13 protein-coding genes and 3 tRNA genes are annotated in these 14,727 nt (G+C 34.3%); 8 read left to right on the top strand and 8 right to left on the bottom strand.

The genetic code is table 11. The features are described 5' to 3' along the window. The coding region (locus B0E34_RS19095; RefSeq protein WP_165762938.1) for a transposase at positions 1–447 on the top strand (447 nt) is incomplete at its 5' end. A gap of 192 nt (positions 448–639) precedes the next feature. Here B0E34_RS19095 and B0E34_RS19090 read toward each other — a convergent pair. From B0E34_RS19090 to B0E34_RS19080, 3 genes are all read right to left on the bottom strand, one after another. After that, positions 640–713, bottom strand: a tRNA-Arg gene (locus tag B0E34_RS19090). Positions 714–763: 50 nt separating this feature from the next. Then, a tRNA-Pro gene (locus B0E34_RS19085) sits at positions 764–838 on the bottom strand. 18 nt (positions 839–856) lie between these two features. Then, positions 857–941: transfer RNA gene (locus B0E34_RS19080), tRNA-Ser, on the bottom strand. Positions 942–1,077: 136 nt separating this feature from the next. Here B0E34_RS19080 and B0E34_RS19075 point away from each other — a divergent pair. The 4 genes from B0E34_RS19075 to B0E34_RS19060 all read left to right on the top strand — a co-directional run bounded on the left by B0E34_RS19075 (position 1,078) and on the right by B0E34_RS19060 (position 5,760). Beyond that, the gene (locus B0E34_RS19075) at positions 1,078–2,106 is read left to right on the top strand and encodes an N-acetylmuramoyl-L-alanine amidase (protein WP_087712072.1); all 1,029 of its coding nucleotides are present in this window, start codon (positions 1,078–1,080) and stop codon (positions 2,104–2,106) included. Between the two features lie 71 nt (positions 2,107–2,177). Next, entirely contained in the window at positions 2,178–3,578 is a 1,401-nt protein-coding gene (gene aspA, locus B0E34_RS19070) for an aspartate ammonia-lyase (RefSeq protein WP_087712070.1), read from the top strand. Between the two features lie 82 nt (positions 3,579–3,660). Further along, entirely contained in the window at positions 3,661–4,515 is an 855-nt protein-coding gene (locus tag B0E34_RS19065; RefSeq protein ID WP_087712068.1) for a glycosyltransferase family 2 protein, read from the top strand. A 177-nt stretch (positions 4,516–4,692) separates the two neighbouring features. Next, positions 4,693–5,760 carry a hypothetical protein gene (locus B0E34_RS19060; RefSeq protein ID WP_087712066.1) on the top strand — a complete coding sequence of 356 codons (1,068 nt, stop codon included), beginning with the start codon at positions 4,693–4,695 and terminating at the stop codon, positions 5,758–5,760. Here the strand turns inward: B0E34_RS19060 and B0E34_RS19055 are convergent. After that, complete coding sequence (locus tag B0E34_RS19055) at positions 5,753–7,252, bottom strand: lipopolysaccharide biosynthesis protein (RefSeq protein WP_087712064.1); 1,500 nt, start codon at positions 7,250–7,252, stop codon at positions 5,753–5,755. The two genes, B0E34_RS19060 and B0E34_RS19055, sit on opposite strands and share 8 nt — an antisense overlap. Positions 7,253–7,258: 6 nt before the next feature. Further along, positions 7,259–8,050 (bottom strand): FkbM family methyltransferase, encoded by a 792-nt coding sequence (locus B0E34_RS19050; protein ID WP_076392147.1) that lies wholly within the window; start codon positions 8,048–8,050, stop codon positions 7,259–7,261. A 288-nt stretch (positions 8,051–8,338) separates the two neighbouring features. Between B0E34_RS19050 and hpt the strand changes: the two genes are divergently transcribed. The 3 genes from hpt (at position 8,339) to obgE (ending at position 10,677) form a co-directional block, all read left to right on the top strand. After that, the gene (hpt, locus tag B0E34_RS19045) at positions 8,339–8,893 is read left to right on the top strand and encodes a hypoxanthine phosphoribosyltransferase (protein ID WP_076392149.1); all 555 of its coding nucleotides are present in this window, start codon (positions 8,339–8,341) and stop codon (positions 8,891–8,893) included. A 138-nt stretch (positions 8,894–9,031) separates the two neighbouring features. Continuing rightward, positions 9,032–9,613, top strand: coding sequence for an adenylate kinase (locus B0E34_RS19040; protein WP_076392151.1), 582 nt, complete (start codon positions 9,032–9,034; stop codon positions 9,611–9,613). Positions 9,614–9,693: 80 nt separating this feature from the next. Then, positions 9,694–10,677 (top strand): GTPase ObgE, encoded by a 984-nt coding sequence (gene obgE, locus B0E34_RS19035; protein WP_087712062.1) that lies wholly within the window; start codon positions 9,694–9,696, stop codon positions 10,675–10,677. Between the two features lie 65 nt (positions 10,678–10,742). Here the strand turns inward: obgE and B0E34_RS19030 are convergent, their stop codons facing one another. The 3 genes from B0E34_RS19030 to B0E34_RS19020 form a co-directional block, all read right to left on the bottom strand. Beyond that, the gene (locus tag B0E34_RS19030) at positions 10,743–12,416 is read right to left on the bottom strand and encodes a T9SS type A sorting domain-containing protein (RefSeq protein WP_087712060.1); all 1,674 of its coding nucleotides are present in this window, start codon (positions 12,414–12,416) and stop codon (positions 10,743–10,745) included. Between the two features lie 23 nt (positions 12,417–12,439). Further along, entirely contained in the window at positions 12,440–13,579 is a 1,140-nt protein-coding gene (locus B0E34_RS19025) for an autotransporter outer membrane beta-barrel domain-containing protein (RefSeq protein ID WP_087712058.1), read from the bottom strand. A 78-nt stretch (positions 13,580–13,657) separates the two neighbouring features. Beyond that, the gene (locus B0E34_RS19020; protein WP_087712056.1) at positions 13,658–14,389 is read right to left on the bottom strand and encodes a class I SAM-dependent methyltransferase; all 732 of its coding nucleotides are present in this window, start codon (positions 14,387–14,389) and stop codon (positions 13,658–13,660) included. Positions 14,390–14,727 lie beyond the last annotated feature (338 nt).

Genomic DNA, 14,727 nt, shown 5'->3' with positions numbered 1-14,727 from the left:
GACATTCATATTTTTGAAAACGGAGATACCCGAAAACAACTTCTGGCAAGAAGCCGGTATTTACTTTACAAAAGCAGGGAAAAATGGACAGAAAATCAAAGTAAACGGGTAAAGATCCTGTTTAGAGAATATCCCGATTTAGAAAAAATCTACCATTTATCGGATAGTTTAAGAAAAATATACAATCAAAATATAACAAAATCCGTTGCCATGTTGAAGTTGGCTCATTGGTTTAAGGATGTTGAAGAGTCGGGTTTTAAATCATTTTCTACACTAAAGAATACCATTATAAATCATTACAACGATATTCTCAATTATTTTGAAGCAAGAAGCACCAATGCTGCTGCGGAATCTTTTAATGCGAAAATTAAAAACTTCAGACTACAACTTCGAGGGGTAAAAGACAGAACTTTCTTTCTATTCAGATTAACTAAACTTTTTGCATAGCCCCCAAGTTTTGCGATTGATCCGTGAAAATATTGTTTTTCATGCATTAGAAGCCTCGGATTTGTTAAGGGAAATTAAATTTCCATTTGATGTTTCTGTTCTGTATGAAGTTTGAGTGATGTAGATTGATGGGTAAAAAATATAAAGTTAATATAAACAAAAAACCTCATAACAAAAGCTATGAGGTTTCTGTGAGCGCGAAAGGATTCGAACCTTTGACCGTCTGCTTAGAAGGCAGATGCTCTATCCAGCTGAGCTACGCACCCATTATAAAGTTGATTCCCGCTTAGTTAGTAGATAAGCGCGTTAAAAAAAGTCGGGGCGGCAGGATTCGAACCTGCGACCTCCTGGTCCCAAACCAGGCGCGATGACCGGACTACGCTACGCCCCGAAAAGATATATAGAAAAGCGGAGGGTAAGGGATTCGAACCCTTGCGACACTTTCGCGTCGACAGTTTAGCAAACTGCTCCGTTAACCACTCCGGCAACCCTCCTGTTTATCTTATTTTTTAATGATCGTTGTTCCTTTATTGCGAGTGCAAATATAGAACAGATTTCTTTATTTACCAAATATTTTTCAAGAAAAATTTGTGTATTTTTGAGGTAATAAACAACAAAAAAAGTAAACAAATGCGTAATACATTATATATCATCGGATTAAGTTCTTTGATTTTTTCCTGTACTTCTCAGCAAAATGCCAAAAAAAAACAATACATCCCGAGAACCCCTTCAGTACAGCCGAAAACAGCAGGGCAGACTTCAGCTAATGATAAGCCAAAACCAAAAATCACTTCCGATCATGGAGTAGAATTTTTTACGACCAATATTGCGGATATTACTAAAAATGACAACACCGCAAGTTATGGTTCTATTGTTTCTGCAAAACCCGCAGGTTATAAAGTGGTGAAAACTTACTTTCCGGCAATTGCACAGAATTTCAGACAGCGATATTTAATCTTACATTATACAGCTTTACCGGATGATAAATCCATTACCGTATTATCTCAGCAGGCGGTAAGTGCACATTATCTTGTAAATAATACAGGAGATAACGAAATTTATCAGTTGGTAGATGAAAATAAGCGTTCGTATCACGCCGGAGTAAGCGCTTGGAGAGCCGATAAAAACCTTAATGATACATCTATTGGAATTGAGATTGTAAATTCAGGATTCACCACAGATGCTGCAGGAAAAAGAACTTTCATGCCTTTTGATGATGCTCAGGTGAAAAAAGTAGCCGCTTTGGTGAAAGATATTGTAGCGAGATATAATATTCCGGCAACCAATATTCTGGCACATTCAGATATTGCACCTACAAGAAAACAGGATCCGGGACCTTTATTTCCATGGAAAAAATTATACGACGAATACCAGATCGGAATGTGGTATGATGATGCCGTGAAGCAAAGTTTCTACGATCTTGCGACATCTACGGATTTTCAGTCAAAATACAACGATCCGACGTTTATTTTTAATGTTCAGACGCAGTTGCAGAAATTCGGGTATGCATTGGATCTGAGCGGTAAATGGGATGATGCCACCAAAAAAACAATAGAAGCATTTCAGTATCACTTCCGACCACAGAATTACGACGGAATCATGGATGCAGAAACATTCTCCATATTACAGGCTTTAAACGTAAAATATCCTACAAAATAAATAAGGAAAGCGCATCGGTTTCGGTGCGTTTTTGCTATCTTTAAAGTCTCAAAATATTTAAAAAATCTGTAATGGAAAATTTCAGGAAAGAAAGCGATTTGCTGGGAGTATTAGAGGTTCCGGTGAATGCTTATTATGGAGTACAGACGCAAAGAGCGATTAATAATTTTAAAATTTCAGGACAGCTTTTATCTTCATATCCGGAGTTCATCAAAGGGTTGGCTTTCGTAAAAAAAGCGGCAGCCAAAACCAATTATGAGCTGGGTCTGCTGGATGAAAATTTATATCATACCATTGCTGAAGTTTGTGATGAATTAATAAACGGAGAACTGCACGACCAGTTTCCGGTGGACATGATTCAGGGTGGAGCAGGAACTTCCATCAACATGAACGCCAATGAAGTAATTGCCAACCGTGTTCTGGAAAAACTTGGGAAAAATAAAGGACAGTATGAATTCTGTTCACCCAACGATCATATCAATCTTTCCCAGTCTACCAACGATGCTTATCCTACGGCAATTAAAATGGGACTGCTTCAGATGAACATTTCTCTTGTAGAAAAACTGGAGAAAATCGTTGAAGCTTTCAGATCGAAAGGGAAAGAATTTCAGGATGTTATCAAAATGGGAAGAACGCAGCTTCAGGATGCGGTTCCTATGACTTTGGGACAGGAATTTGAAGCCTTTGCAGCTACTTTGGAAGAAGATATTTCTAAATTAAATAATAACGCCAATCTTTTTGTAGAAGTTAATATGGGTGCCACTGCGATCGGGACAGGAATTAATGCTCCGGTTGGATACGCAACACTCTGTGCGAAAAATTTAGCACAGTTAACAGGTTTTCCTGTCGTTTCAGCGCCGGATCTGGTAGAAGCAACGCCGGATACAGGTTCTTATGTGATCTATTCATCCGCAATGAAACGTCTTGCTGTTAAACTGTCAAAAATCTGCAACGATTTAAGATTGCTTGCTTCAGGACCAAGAGCCGGATTGTCGGAAATCAATTTACCTCCAATGCAGCCGGGATCTTCAATTATGCCGGGAAAAGTAAATCCTGTGATTCCGGAAGTGGTGAATCAGGTTTGTTTTAAAGTGTTCGGAAATGATCTTACGGTAACTTTTGCAGCAGAAGCAGGACAACTACAGCTCAATGTAATGGAACCTGTACTTTCTCACGCGATCATGGAAAATATTCACTTTTTAGGCAATGCTTTGGATACACTCCGCGAAAAATGTATCGTCGGAATTACAGCAAATAAAGAAGTCTGCCTGAATATGGTGAAACACAGCATCGGAATCGTAACCGCCTTAAATCCTTACATCGGCTACAAACAATCCACAGCGATTGCCAAAGAAGCTTTGGAAACAGGAAAAAGTGTCTACAATTTAGTATTGGAAAAAGGACTTCTTTCTCAGGAGAAACTGGATGAAATCCTTGATCCTAAAAATATGCTGAAACCCCACAACAAATAATAGTAACGGTAAGCGATAAATGATTAAAATCTAGCCTGATTTTATCAGTTATCGCTTATTATTCATCATTTATATTTTTCTTTTGAGATTTTTAATCATCATTCCTGCGCATAACGAAGAAAACAATCTTCCTTTTGCATTAGATTCTTTACAACGGCAGAGTTTTAAGGACTTTAAAGTCGTGGTCGTTAATGACGGTTCTACAGACGGAACTTCGGAAGTCATCAGAAAATATACAGATCATGATTCAAGATTTGAAACGATTGATCTTCAGAAATCTGCGCATCAACCCGGTTCAAAAGTAGTCAATGCTTTTAAAAATGGCTTGAATACTCAGAATATAGAGGATTTTGAGATCATCTGTAAATTTGATGCAGATATCATTTTATCGGAAGATTATCTTGAAACGGTAGAAAATGCATTCAGAAATAATCCGAAATACGGCTTGGTCGGCGGTTTACTGTACGTTGAAAAAGACGGAGAATGGATCTATGAGGGAAATTCCAACAAACATCATGTTCGTGGTCCGATGAAAGCGTACAGAAAAGAAAGTTTTATCGGGATGAAAGGCATTCGTGAAACTTTGGGATGGGACAATATCGATGCCATTTTACTGGAAAATCTTGGGTGGAAAGAAGTTGTTCTTCCGGAACTTCACGTGAAATTAATTAAAGTAAAAGGAGCAGATTATACCATAAAACCGGCAGATTACTACGGAAGATATTTTTATTTTTTAGGACTGAACCGGTTTTTAGCCTACATCGCTTCCTCAAAAGAAGCCATGAAAAGCAAATCGGCTGCTTTTTTCTTTTCAATCATTAAATCGTATGAAAACTGCCGTTCTCAGAAATTGGAACTGAAAATTTCAAAAGAGGAACAGAGAGTCATCAACAATCAGCGCTGGAATATGCTGAAGAAAAAATGGCTGAAAATGTAATTAATTAAATAAAATGTGGTTGTCCGCGATTCGTTATTATTAAAAAAAAACTTTGGGTTCTCTGCTGAGTGAATAGTTTATGCTGAGCTTGTCGAGGTATCTTTGCGAACGAAAATAAATGTAAAGTGAAACAAAAAACTTTTTGATCTTTGCGTAAAAATTTCTAAAAATAAACCTTTGAAAAAAATAGCCTACATAGAAATTGATACCCATGCGGAAATTGCTCAGGATTTTATCAATGTGATGAGCGGTTCCGGAGAATTTACCGTAGATTATTATTTTTCAAAAAAAATAAAAGATCAGATACTTGAATCCGGAGAGAATATTTTTCTGTCGGACAGTTCAATGATTTTAGACCAGTTGAAATTTAAAAAATATGATGTAATTATCATCGGAACGGTTCACCGTTATTTCAACACCTTTCTTGCGATTGTAAAAAAATACAATGCTTCCGTAATTGTTCACAACATGAACTTTATGAAATCTTCAAAGTTCAGCCTTATCAAAAGTATTTTTAAAGAAGATCAGATATACAGACTGAAATTGTTGTGGAAAGAAGGTCTGTTAAATTCATCAAAAGTCTATCAGACAGCAAAAAAGCTATTGGTTTTGGATGAAGAGTTGAGTTCTGATAAATTGAAATTTTCACCTCTTTTTTACACTAAAAATTTTAAAAAACCGGAAAATAAAGTGTTAACTATTGTTATTCCGGGTGGAGTTTCCCAGCAAAGAAGAGATTATAAAAGGGGTTTTTCAATGATAAAGAACCTTGAAAAGTTAAATAAACATTCAGATCCTGAAAATAAATTCATTGAATTTGTCTTTTTAGGAAGAGCAAAAAATGAAGAATTAAAAGATATTATAGATCTGGAACGTTCATTAAAATATATCAACATTACCTATTTTTCAGAGAGAGTTTCTCAAGCTGATTTCGAAGACTGGATGCAGAAAGCGGACGTTTTGTGGTGTCCTATTCAGCAGAAAACTACGTTTTTCAGTCAGGAAGAAGTGTACGGCAAAACAAAAATGACGGGAAATCTTGGGGATGCCATCAAATTTGGAAAACAGGCTGTTTTTCCTTCAAATTATGCTTCAAAATTAGATTTTATTGTTCCTGAGCAAAAAGATATTCTGGAGCAGTTTAAATCACTCAAAAACAGTCAGTTCGACTTTCAAAAAGATTTCGATAAAAAATCTGTTCAGCAAAAACTCGAAAAGCTATTAAACGAATTAATTTCTATTTAAATTTAAAAATACTTTTGATAAAATTTCTGTTCAGATAGTCTTCAACAGGGAAAATCTTGGTAAAATAATTTCCGATAAAAATCAGGATCAGCACAACGGCGGGTTTGTAAATCATGTTGATGAAATTACTTTCGAAATTCGGCAAAACAATCGCAACCGTAACCGCTAAAGTACAGATAATGGATACAAAAATCATTTCAATCGTTAAAGGAGAAACTTTAAACATTACATAGTTGAAAATAATCTTAATGACATTGTAGGTGGTAAGAGAAATCGCTGTAGACAGGGCAATTCCGCTTAATTTAAGATCTGTGTTTTGTAAAAAGTAAAGATTTAAGAGTATGGTGAGTCCTGCTAATAAAAGCATTACAACAATATTAAATTTATAATATTTTGAAAGGGAAATAATGTTTCCGTTGAAGCCTGTTGCTAAATCGACCAGAACCGCAGATCCCCAAATCCAGACAACCGGTTGATATTCCCTTAAAAGAATCCCGTTTTTAGGCATAAAATAAGTAAGATAAGGAAACCCGATGATGATGCATGAAAACAGAACTGCTCCCAGAAAATACAAAGTGAGGGATGTTTTCTTATGAAATTTATCCAGACCTTCCATATCTCCGTCTGCAAGGTTTTTACTGATAATAGGTGCTGAAATATTAAATAAACCTAATTGGGGTATCGATATTAGTGAAATTAAAGCATAAAGTGTAGAGTAAATTCCGTTTTCTTCCATCCCCAGAAATTCCCCAATCATAAAGTTGTTGATGGCTAAATAATTTCCAAAAGTTCCTAAAAACCCGAAAAAACTATAAGCGGCGAACTCTTTGTAAAAGTTATCTTTTTTGAAATAATCTGTACTGAAATCCAGATTTATTTTTTCCAGTTTATTCGTGTAAAAAATATATCCAAAAAACATCAGGGCAAACATTCCGAAAAAGAAAATCAATGCGATTTTTTCAGGAATAGTTGAAGGCTCTGTGTACCGTGATGCTAAATATATAAAAATAAGAAAAGCACCCAGATTGGCAATTTTTGGAAAAAGATTGTCAAAAATATTAGAAACGACTATTCTTTTGTAATTTGAAATATATTTATTAAAAATTGCACAAAAAGAAAGAGTTAAAGTAAGTGGCAGAATGATGTTTTTAATTTTCCATGCTTTGGTATTCTTAAATTCCGGAAAAAAATAGGGAATCAGAAAGAAGATACACAGAAATATAGCAAAATTAATGACCACAGCAAGCAGAGATAGCGAAAGCATGTTTTGCTTTTTTCCGTCTTTATCTACTTTATGGAAAAATTTTACATTAGCGTAAGAAATCCCGAACACAACGAAAGGAACGAACATTTCTGCGGTTGGCATGATATATCTTAAAGTTCCGTAGAACTCAAGATTATTCATGAAAATAAATATTGAAACGGTTCCCAGTAAAAAACCAATATACCCAATGATGGAATATTTAAAGCCCTGCCTTGCTACTACACTCATCTTTTATTAGTTTTTCGGAATAAAAATAATGTTGTTGATGTATTCTGTTTTATTTTTTTCGTCGCTGATGTTTTTTAAAAGAATTTCTTCCGTTAATTTTTTAAGCTCAAAAGTGTGCCTGTTCAGATAGTTTGCATCATAACCCCACGATTCAACTTCTGAGATCTCTTCCCAGATCGGAGTCTGGTGGTGTCTCTGTTCCATTTCCACCATTAAAGTTGGTGAAAACTGTTTAATAATCTGCTTCGCACCGTGAAGTGTTTTCATTTCATTGCCTTCCACATCAATTTTAATAAAATCGAGCCTGCTGAAATGCTCAATTGCCGCCCATTCGTCGAGTTTTATTACTTTTACTCTTTCGGTGTAGCTCTGTTCTTCGCCTTTTTCCTTGTAGTCTGTATTCAGGGTTCCTCTTGAAGCAACCATTTTTCCGTTGATGATCGGAACTTTAAATTCAGCCGTTGTATTTTCGTCAGACAGTGCCAAAGGAAAAATCCGCATTGCCGGAAATAATCTTTTCAGACGGTGATACAGTTTTTTATTGGGCTCAAAAGCATAGATGTTCTCATGATCCAGCTTATTTTCAAGCTGATAAAGGAAGGTTCCTACATTGGCTCCGATATCAAAGATTACTGCATTCTTAGGTAAGAATTCTTTAATCCAAACCAATTCCGGTTCTACATTTCGCGACGAAAAATTATCTTTGGTAAGATTGTTTAAGGTTTTAAAATATCTTTTTTTATAAAAATTCGGGCTTATATATTGCAGCTTCTCAGCAATTCTTTGGTACAGGGACATTGTAAGGTTTTTGGACTAATCAGCAAATATAAGAAAAAAGGTTAAAACAATGTTAAAATAATGCGATTGTAAATATTTGATTTTTAACATCTTGGGTAATTTTAAAAACTTAGTTTTAATTTTAAGTGAATTCTTTTGTCTTTCGGCAGGATGATTTCAAATGTTTCTAAGGCATTCTGTAGTAAAGCATTGAAAATATAGGGCTCAATGATTTTAAAAACTCTTCATCTTTATCCATTAAAAACTTTCGTCAAAAATCCGTAACTTTGCCAACTACTAAAATTTTTTATGGAGAGTATTAAAGTTCACGACAAAACTTTTGTTCCTTATCTGGAGGATGCCGAGATTCAGGAGATTGTAAAAGCTACGGCTTTAAAGATTTATGAAGATTATAAAGATGAAGTTCCTGTTTTTATAGGTGTTTTGAATGGGGTGATTATGTTCTTCTCAGACCTTTTGAAGCATTATCCGGGACCATGCGAAATTGCTTTCATCCAGATGAGTTCTTACGTGGGAACAGAATCTACAGGAATTGTTTACCAGAAAATGGAACTGACGAAGGATGTAAAAGACCGTCACATCATTCTGGTAGAAGATATTGTAGATACCGGAAATACCGTAGAAAGTCTTTTCAAGTATTTTAACGAGACGCAGCGTCCTAAATCTGTAAAAATAGCTTCATTCTTACTGAAACCTGAAGTATATAAGAAGGATTTTAAGCTGGATTATATCGGGAAAGAAATTCCAAACAAATTTGTTTTAGGGTACGGTCTGGATTATGATGAATTAGGAAGAAACTTACCCAATTTGTACCAGTTAGAAGACGGACAAATCAATCATTAAAACGCTGTTGGCTATTAGCTGATAGCTTTTAGCTTAAAAGTAAAATAAAGAAATAAATTTAATAATAACTTAAAAACAGCTAAAAGCAGGAAGCAGGCCGAAAAAAGCAGTGCCGATTGCCGGAAGCAAAACAACATTATGATAAACATCGTTCTGTTCGGTCCTCCAGGAAGTGGAAAAGGAACACAAGCACAAAACCTGATCGAGAAATTCAATTTAAAACAAATCTCAACAGGTGATCTTTTCAGATTCAACATGAAAAATGATACCGAGCTTGGAAAATTGGCAAAATCTTACATTGATAAGGGAGAATTGGTTCCGGATCAGGTAACAACAGATATGCTGATCGATGAGATCAGAAAACCTACCGATGCAGCAGGATTTATTTTCGACGGTTATCCGAGAACGGCTGTTCAGACGGAAGCATTGGAAAAAATAGTGAAAGAAGAATTGAATGATGAAATTGATGTATGCCTTTCTTTGGTGGTTGAAGATTCAATTTTGGTAGACCGATTGCTGAAAAGAGGAGAAATCAGTGGAAGATCAGACGACAGTAATGTAGAGATCATCCAAAACAGAATAAAAGAGTACTACGCAAAAACAGCAGAAGTAGCTGAGCTGTACAAGCAGCAGGGCAAATATGTTGAGATCAACGGTGTCGGAGACATCAATGAAATCTCTGAAAAACTTTTCGCTGAAGTAGAGAAGTTTCAAAAGTAAAAATTTTTGATTCAAGGTTCAAAGTTCCAAATTCAAGGTTAAAACTTTGAACCTTCAACATAAAACCTTGAATTAAAATTATGTCAAATTTTGTAGATTACGTAAAGATTCATTGTAAAAGCGGTCATGGAGGAGCAGGTTCTGCGCATCTCCGCCGTGAAAAATATATTCCTAAGGGCGGTCCGGATGGAGGAGACGGAGGTAGAGGAGGCCACGTCATCATGAAGGGAAATGCCAACGAATGGACTTTACTTCCTTTGCGTTACACGCGACACGTAAAAGCGGAGCGTGGTGAAAACGGAGGAAAGAATCAGTTAACAGGAGCTTACGGAGCCGATGTTTATATTGAAGTTCCTATCGGAACGATTGCTAAAAATGAAGATGGCGAGATCATCGGTGAAATTCTGGAAGACGGTCAGGAAATAATCCTGATGGAAGGAGGAATGGGAGGAAAAGGAAATGAGCACTTCAAATCTTCTACCAACCAGACTCCGAGATTTGCGCAGCCAGGAATGGACGGACAGGAAGGATACGTTGTTTTCGAGCTTAAAATTCTTGCGGATGTAGGTCTTGTAGGATTTCCGAACGCAGGAAAATCTACGTTGTTATCCTCCGTTTCTGCGGCTAAACCTAAAATTGCAGATTATGCTTTTACCACTTTAACCCCTAATCTTGGAATTGTGGATTACAGAAATTATAAATCTTTTGTAATGGCAGATATTCCGGGGATTATTGAAGGAGCGGCTGAAGGAAAAGGTTTGGGACACCGTTTTTTAAGACATATTGAAAGGAATTCTATCCTGTTGTTTTTAATTCCGGCTGATTCTGAAGATCATTTTCAGGAGTTTAAAATTCTGGAAAATGAATTAAAGGAATACAATCCTGAATTGCTGGATAAAGATTTTATTATCTCTATTTCAAAATCTGATCTTTTGGATGAAGAGCTGAGGAAAGAAATTTCTGTAGAATTTCCGGAAAACAGACAGCCTTTATTTTTCTCAGGCGTTACCGGAGATGGTCTTATGGAACTGAAAGATGTGATCTGGAAGAAGTTGCATGGATAATTTCATCATTTTACAATATAAAAGGCTGTCCCAAAATTTAGACAGCCTTTTATATTATATGAAATTTATTTAATAATGATTTTTTTAGATTGTCTTATTCCCTTTTCAAAATTAATATTTATTAAATATGATCCACTGATTAAAGATTTAATATCAATTCTATCTTGATTTCCTTTTAATATATTTTTTCCGGAGATATCATATATTTCCCAAGAAATTATTTTGACTTTAGATTCAATTTTAATAAAATCAGATGCAGGATTAGGATAAATATTTACAAAATTATCATTATTCGTGTTCTCTCTCAAGTCCAAATTCAAAGATATTCTCTGATTGCTATTGGTTCTTGATGTGTTTTCTTTTTTATTCTCTAATATTTCACAAGGTGCTATTTTAGCTAAAAAATCAGAACCTTTTTTAATTGATGTATTAGGAGCCATAAGTATAAAGTTATTAGCCTTCATGATAATTGACTGATTGGATGAATCAGTAGAGTAGTTTCCAGAAGTAATAATGTAATCGCTTACTGAATATGTATAATTACTATGTACTTCGGGATTTTGCAATGCCAGATCAACAATACATTCAGTAGCACCTGCCCATGACCAAAATAGAGGTTGTGGTAATCCTAAATAAGTACTTTTCCCGTTAAGATTTATAGAATTTAAAATTATAGAGCTTGCTCCATAATTATTAGGGTTATTAATCTTACTTAGATAGTTTGAGCTAAAATTACTTAAGTAAATATCATCATATTTATTTTTTTGAATCCCGTAAAAATATACTCCCGGTGCTCCAGAAAATATTTGTGTAAAAACAGGAAATGATATAGATGAATCAAGATTTACAGCATAGACTTTATCTTGACCCAAATAAAAAATATTACCATTTTTACTATATTCAGATATATAAGATTTAGAAGTATTAATATTTAATGTAAAATGATTAGTTATTTGTCCTGTAGAGTTTTCGAACGAGTAAACTCTGTTCATATATTCAGTTTGTGGATACCACATATTTATAGATATATAGTTCGAAAATGGCTTTGTAAAGTTTACTTCAGGTGATGCTTTTATTCCAAAATATTTTGTTTCGTTAAGAGGGTTTAGCAGACCTAAACTGCTTGTGACCGGAGTAGGATTAAATCCTGCTCCTGATAATCTATAACTATATAAGTTGTTTTGATTAGGAATTACAATCCAAAAGGAATTGTGGTCAGAATGCATAACAACTGTAATAGCTTCAGTATTTATTTTGTTACCCGTAGTATTTAAAATTGGAATACGTTTTTTATCAGGGAGAACAAGACCAAGAGGATGACCATCTGTTCCGATATTTCCCAAATCCATATCAACAACTGTATATGCAATGTATGTATTTGTGTCATCTATTTCTGCTCCGGTAAATATATAGTATTGTTTTGGATTAGCTGGACTTTTTACAATTACAAGTTGTTGGGTAGAGAGACCTCCACCGATAGTTGTACCATTCTGCATAATTTGATGTTGCCTGTTATAAACATCAACACCGTTAGTATAAAATAATAATTTCCCATTATCATCACTTGCCGTTCCTGTAGCTTCTTCAGCGTACATTTGACTGTCTGTAAGTGCGAGAGGTATATTTCCTGAAAAATTTACTCCTGCATTTTGACCAAAATACCAATTGTCATTTACTCCTTGAGCAAAAATTAATAAGGGCAATATGGTCAATATAATTGTTATATAAAACTTTTTCATACATTAAGATTTTATATAATTAATTACTTAACTTTTTTCTCAAGTGCTTCAATTCTTTTCTGTTGCTCTATGGTATAAAGCGTAAGTTCTTCAATCTTTTTCAGAAGTAGAATATTCATCTCCTTAAGCTCAATACCATTTTTGATAGCCTCTTCCGTTGTAGGAACTTCCGGAAGATGTCCGTTTTCTTTGATAAATTTTTCAACACTATTTAATGGCATTAGTTTATAACCTTTCTCAAAGACATAATCAGCCCATCCATTATTTGCAGCAATATCTACTTTTACTTTTTCTGTTTTAATCCCATCTTTTACAAAAAGTTTGTATTTTTCACCATCGTTTGCAATTCCATTTGCGGGTAATTGATTGGTAAACTGCCCAATTCCGATTGTCCCGTTATTTCCAACAATCCAATTGCCTATATTTAACTCATTGTTTGGCGACGTTGCGTTGTAGGGCACAATATTGGTTCCTATAAATATATTGTTGTTTCCTGATAAAATATTTCTTGCATTAGAGTAGCCTAGATTGATGTTATTGGAGCCATTGTCTAATGATCTAAACGATTCGCTGCCTACTGATACATTGGCGGTACCACTTTTAAGATATCTTAAACCACTTACACCTATAGCGGTATTATTAGTTCCAGTTGATCCATAAGCCATTGCATGAGAACCAATAGCAGTATTTCCGGAACTGGAAATAAAAGATTCCAAAGCATTTGTTCCAATTGCAACATTATCTGAACCGGATTGCGCATTATTCATAGCCCCAGAACCAACTGCTGTATTAGAATTTCCATTTGATGTTATAGACATTGCATTACTTCCAATGGCAGTATTTCCACCACCAGTCGTATTTTGAGTAAAAGCCCCAATTCCAAAAACTGTATTAAGAATACTTGTAGCATTATTTACACCACCCCCGAAAAATAAATTTTTGTCCCAGATCTGACCAGTCGAAGAAAGATTTAAGAAGACGAATCTGCCATCAGGATTAATTCTCAGTTTTTCCAGATTATTAGTTTTAAAAACCAAAGAAGTGTTGTCTGTAGTTCCAATAAAGTTATTTGAAGGATTAGTTCCTGAATTCCCGGTTAAACTCCATTGAGCGTTTGCTGTAAAACTTAATACAGCAGAAAGTAGAATGATTGTTTTTTTCATGGTTAAATTTTTAGAATTTAATAAAAAATATGAATCTTGATTTAAATTATTAATTTTTTTGTCAAATTGCTTTAAGTTTTACTTTTTGCAAATTAGTATTTTCTCTCCCTGTGAAAATCCGTAATAATTATCTTTCTCAAAAATTTTGACATTTACGAAAAAACCGGAGTTTTGCAATCTCTCTTTTAATCCCTCAACAGAATAAATCCTCACATGATCCTCCTGCCCGAAATGTTTTAATCTCTCTTTCTCCGTAACGATATAATAATCTTCATAAATTTCTCCCTCTTTAAATGGTGTCTGAATTAAGACTGTTCCATTTTTCTTCAAAACCCGGTAAAGTTCACTCATTGCTTTTTTATCATCTACAATATGTTCTAAAATATGATAACAGATAATGAGATCAAAAGTTTCATCTTTACAGTCAATATTGGTAATGTCGTAGCGGTAGTCAGCTATAAAATCGTTTCCGAAATCTGTAGCAAAATATTGTATGTTGGTTTTCTTTTTCCATTTTCTGTATAATATTCTGAAAGGTGAAAAATCTAATATCGCAATATCAGGAACAATAAATTCCTCATTTAAAAGCTTATAAAGTCTTCTGGTTCTGGAAATGCTTCCGCATACAGGGCAAATCAAATCTCCATTATTAAGTTTTGCAAAACTTTTAAGCTGGGTTTCACATACATTACACTGATGGTTTTTCCCTTTATATAAAGGTTTTAAGATTTTTCTAAAATTTTCTTCATTTTTTACAAGAACATTTTGAGGAATAAAACTTTTAATAATGGATTTGAGGAAATTATACATATCAGAAAATTACAATTGTCAAAATAACAAAAATTTATCCGAATACCTTTTTATATTTAGAACAATTATTGTCAGAGATTATGCAAGTCATTATGAATTAAAAAAAATAGGCTTAAATTTATTTCGGAATAAAGTTTTATTTAACTTAAAGCTTGATAAAATTCTCACTTTTTATATGATATTGAATATTAATACAGAATAAAGATAACGTAATAAATTTCGATTTTTTTAAAATAAAAATCACTACTTAATGATATTTTAATTGAATATCCGTAATTTCACCTAAATTTAGTAAATTTGCGTATAGTCAATTGTTTAAGATGAATATATTTAGTTTT

The sequence above is a fragment of the Chryseobacterium mucoviscidosis genome, assembly GCF_002177115.1.
GTDB lineage: Bacteria > Bacteroidota > Bacteroidia > Flavobacteriales > Weeksellaceae > Chryseobacterium > Chryseobacterium mucoviscidosis.
This window is presented reverse-complemented; position numbering and strand designations above follow the sequence as displayed.

Excerpts from the sequence above, each read along its gene's own strand:
- B0E34_RS19050 (WP_076392147.1), bottom strand. The coding sequence starts at position 8,050 with ATGTCCCTGTACCAAAGAATTGCTGAGAAGCTGCAATATATAAGCCCG.
- B0E34_RS19040 (WP_076392151.1), top strand. The coding sequence starts at position 9,032 with ATGATAAACATCGTTCTGTTCGGTCCTCCAGGAAGTGGAAAAGGAACA.
- obgE (WP_087712062.1), top strand. The coding sequence starts at position 9,694 with ATGTCAAATTTTGTAGATTACGTAAAGATTCATTGTAAAAGCGGTCAT.
- hpt (WP_076392149.1), top strand. The coding sequence starts at position 8,339 with ATGGAGAGTATTAAAGTTCACGACAAAACTTTTGTTCCTTATCTGGAG.
- B0E34_RS19075 (WP_087712072.1), top strand. The coding sequence starts at position 1,078 with ATGCGTAATACATTATATATCATCGGATTAAGTTCTTTGATTTTTTCC.
- aspA (WP_087712070.1), top strand. The coding sequence starts at position 2,178 with ATGGAAAATTTCAGGAAAGAAAGCGATTTGCTGGGAGTATTAGAGGTT.
- B0E34_RS19055 (WP_087712064.1), bottom strand. The coding sequence starts at position 7,252 with ATGAGTGTAGTAGCAAGGCAGGGCTTTAAATATTCCATCATTGGGTAT.
- B0E34_RS19025 (WP_087712058.1), bottom strand. The coding sequence starts at position 13,579 with ATGAAAAAAACAATCATTCTACTTTCTGCTGTATTAAGTTTTACAGCA.
- B0E34_RS19030 (WP_087712060.1), bottom strand. The coding sequence starts at position 12,416 with ATGAAAAAGTTTTATATAACAATTATATTGACCATATTGCCCTTATTA.
- B0E34_RS19020 (WP_087712056.1), bottom strand. The coding sequence starts at position 14,389 with ATGTATAATTTCCTCAAATCCATTATTAAAAGTTTTATTCCTCAAAAT.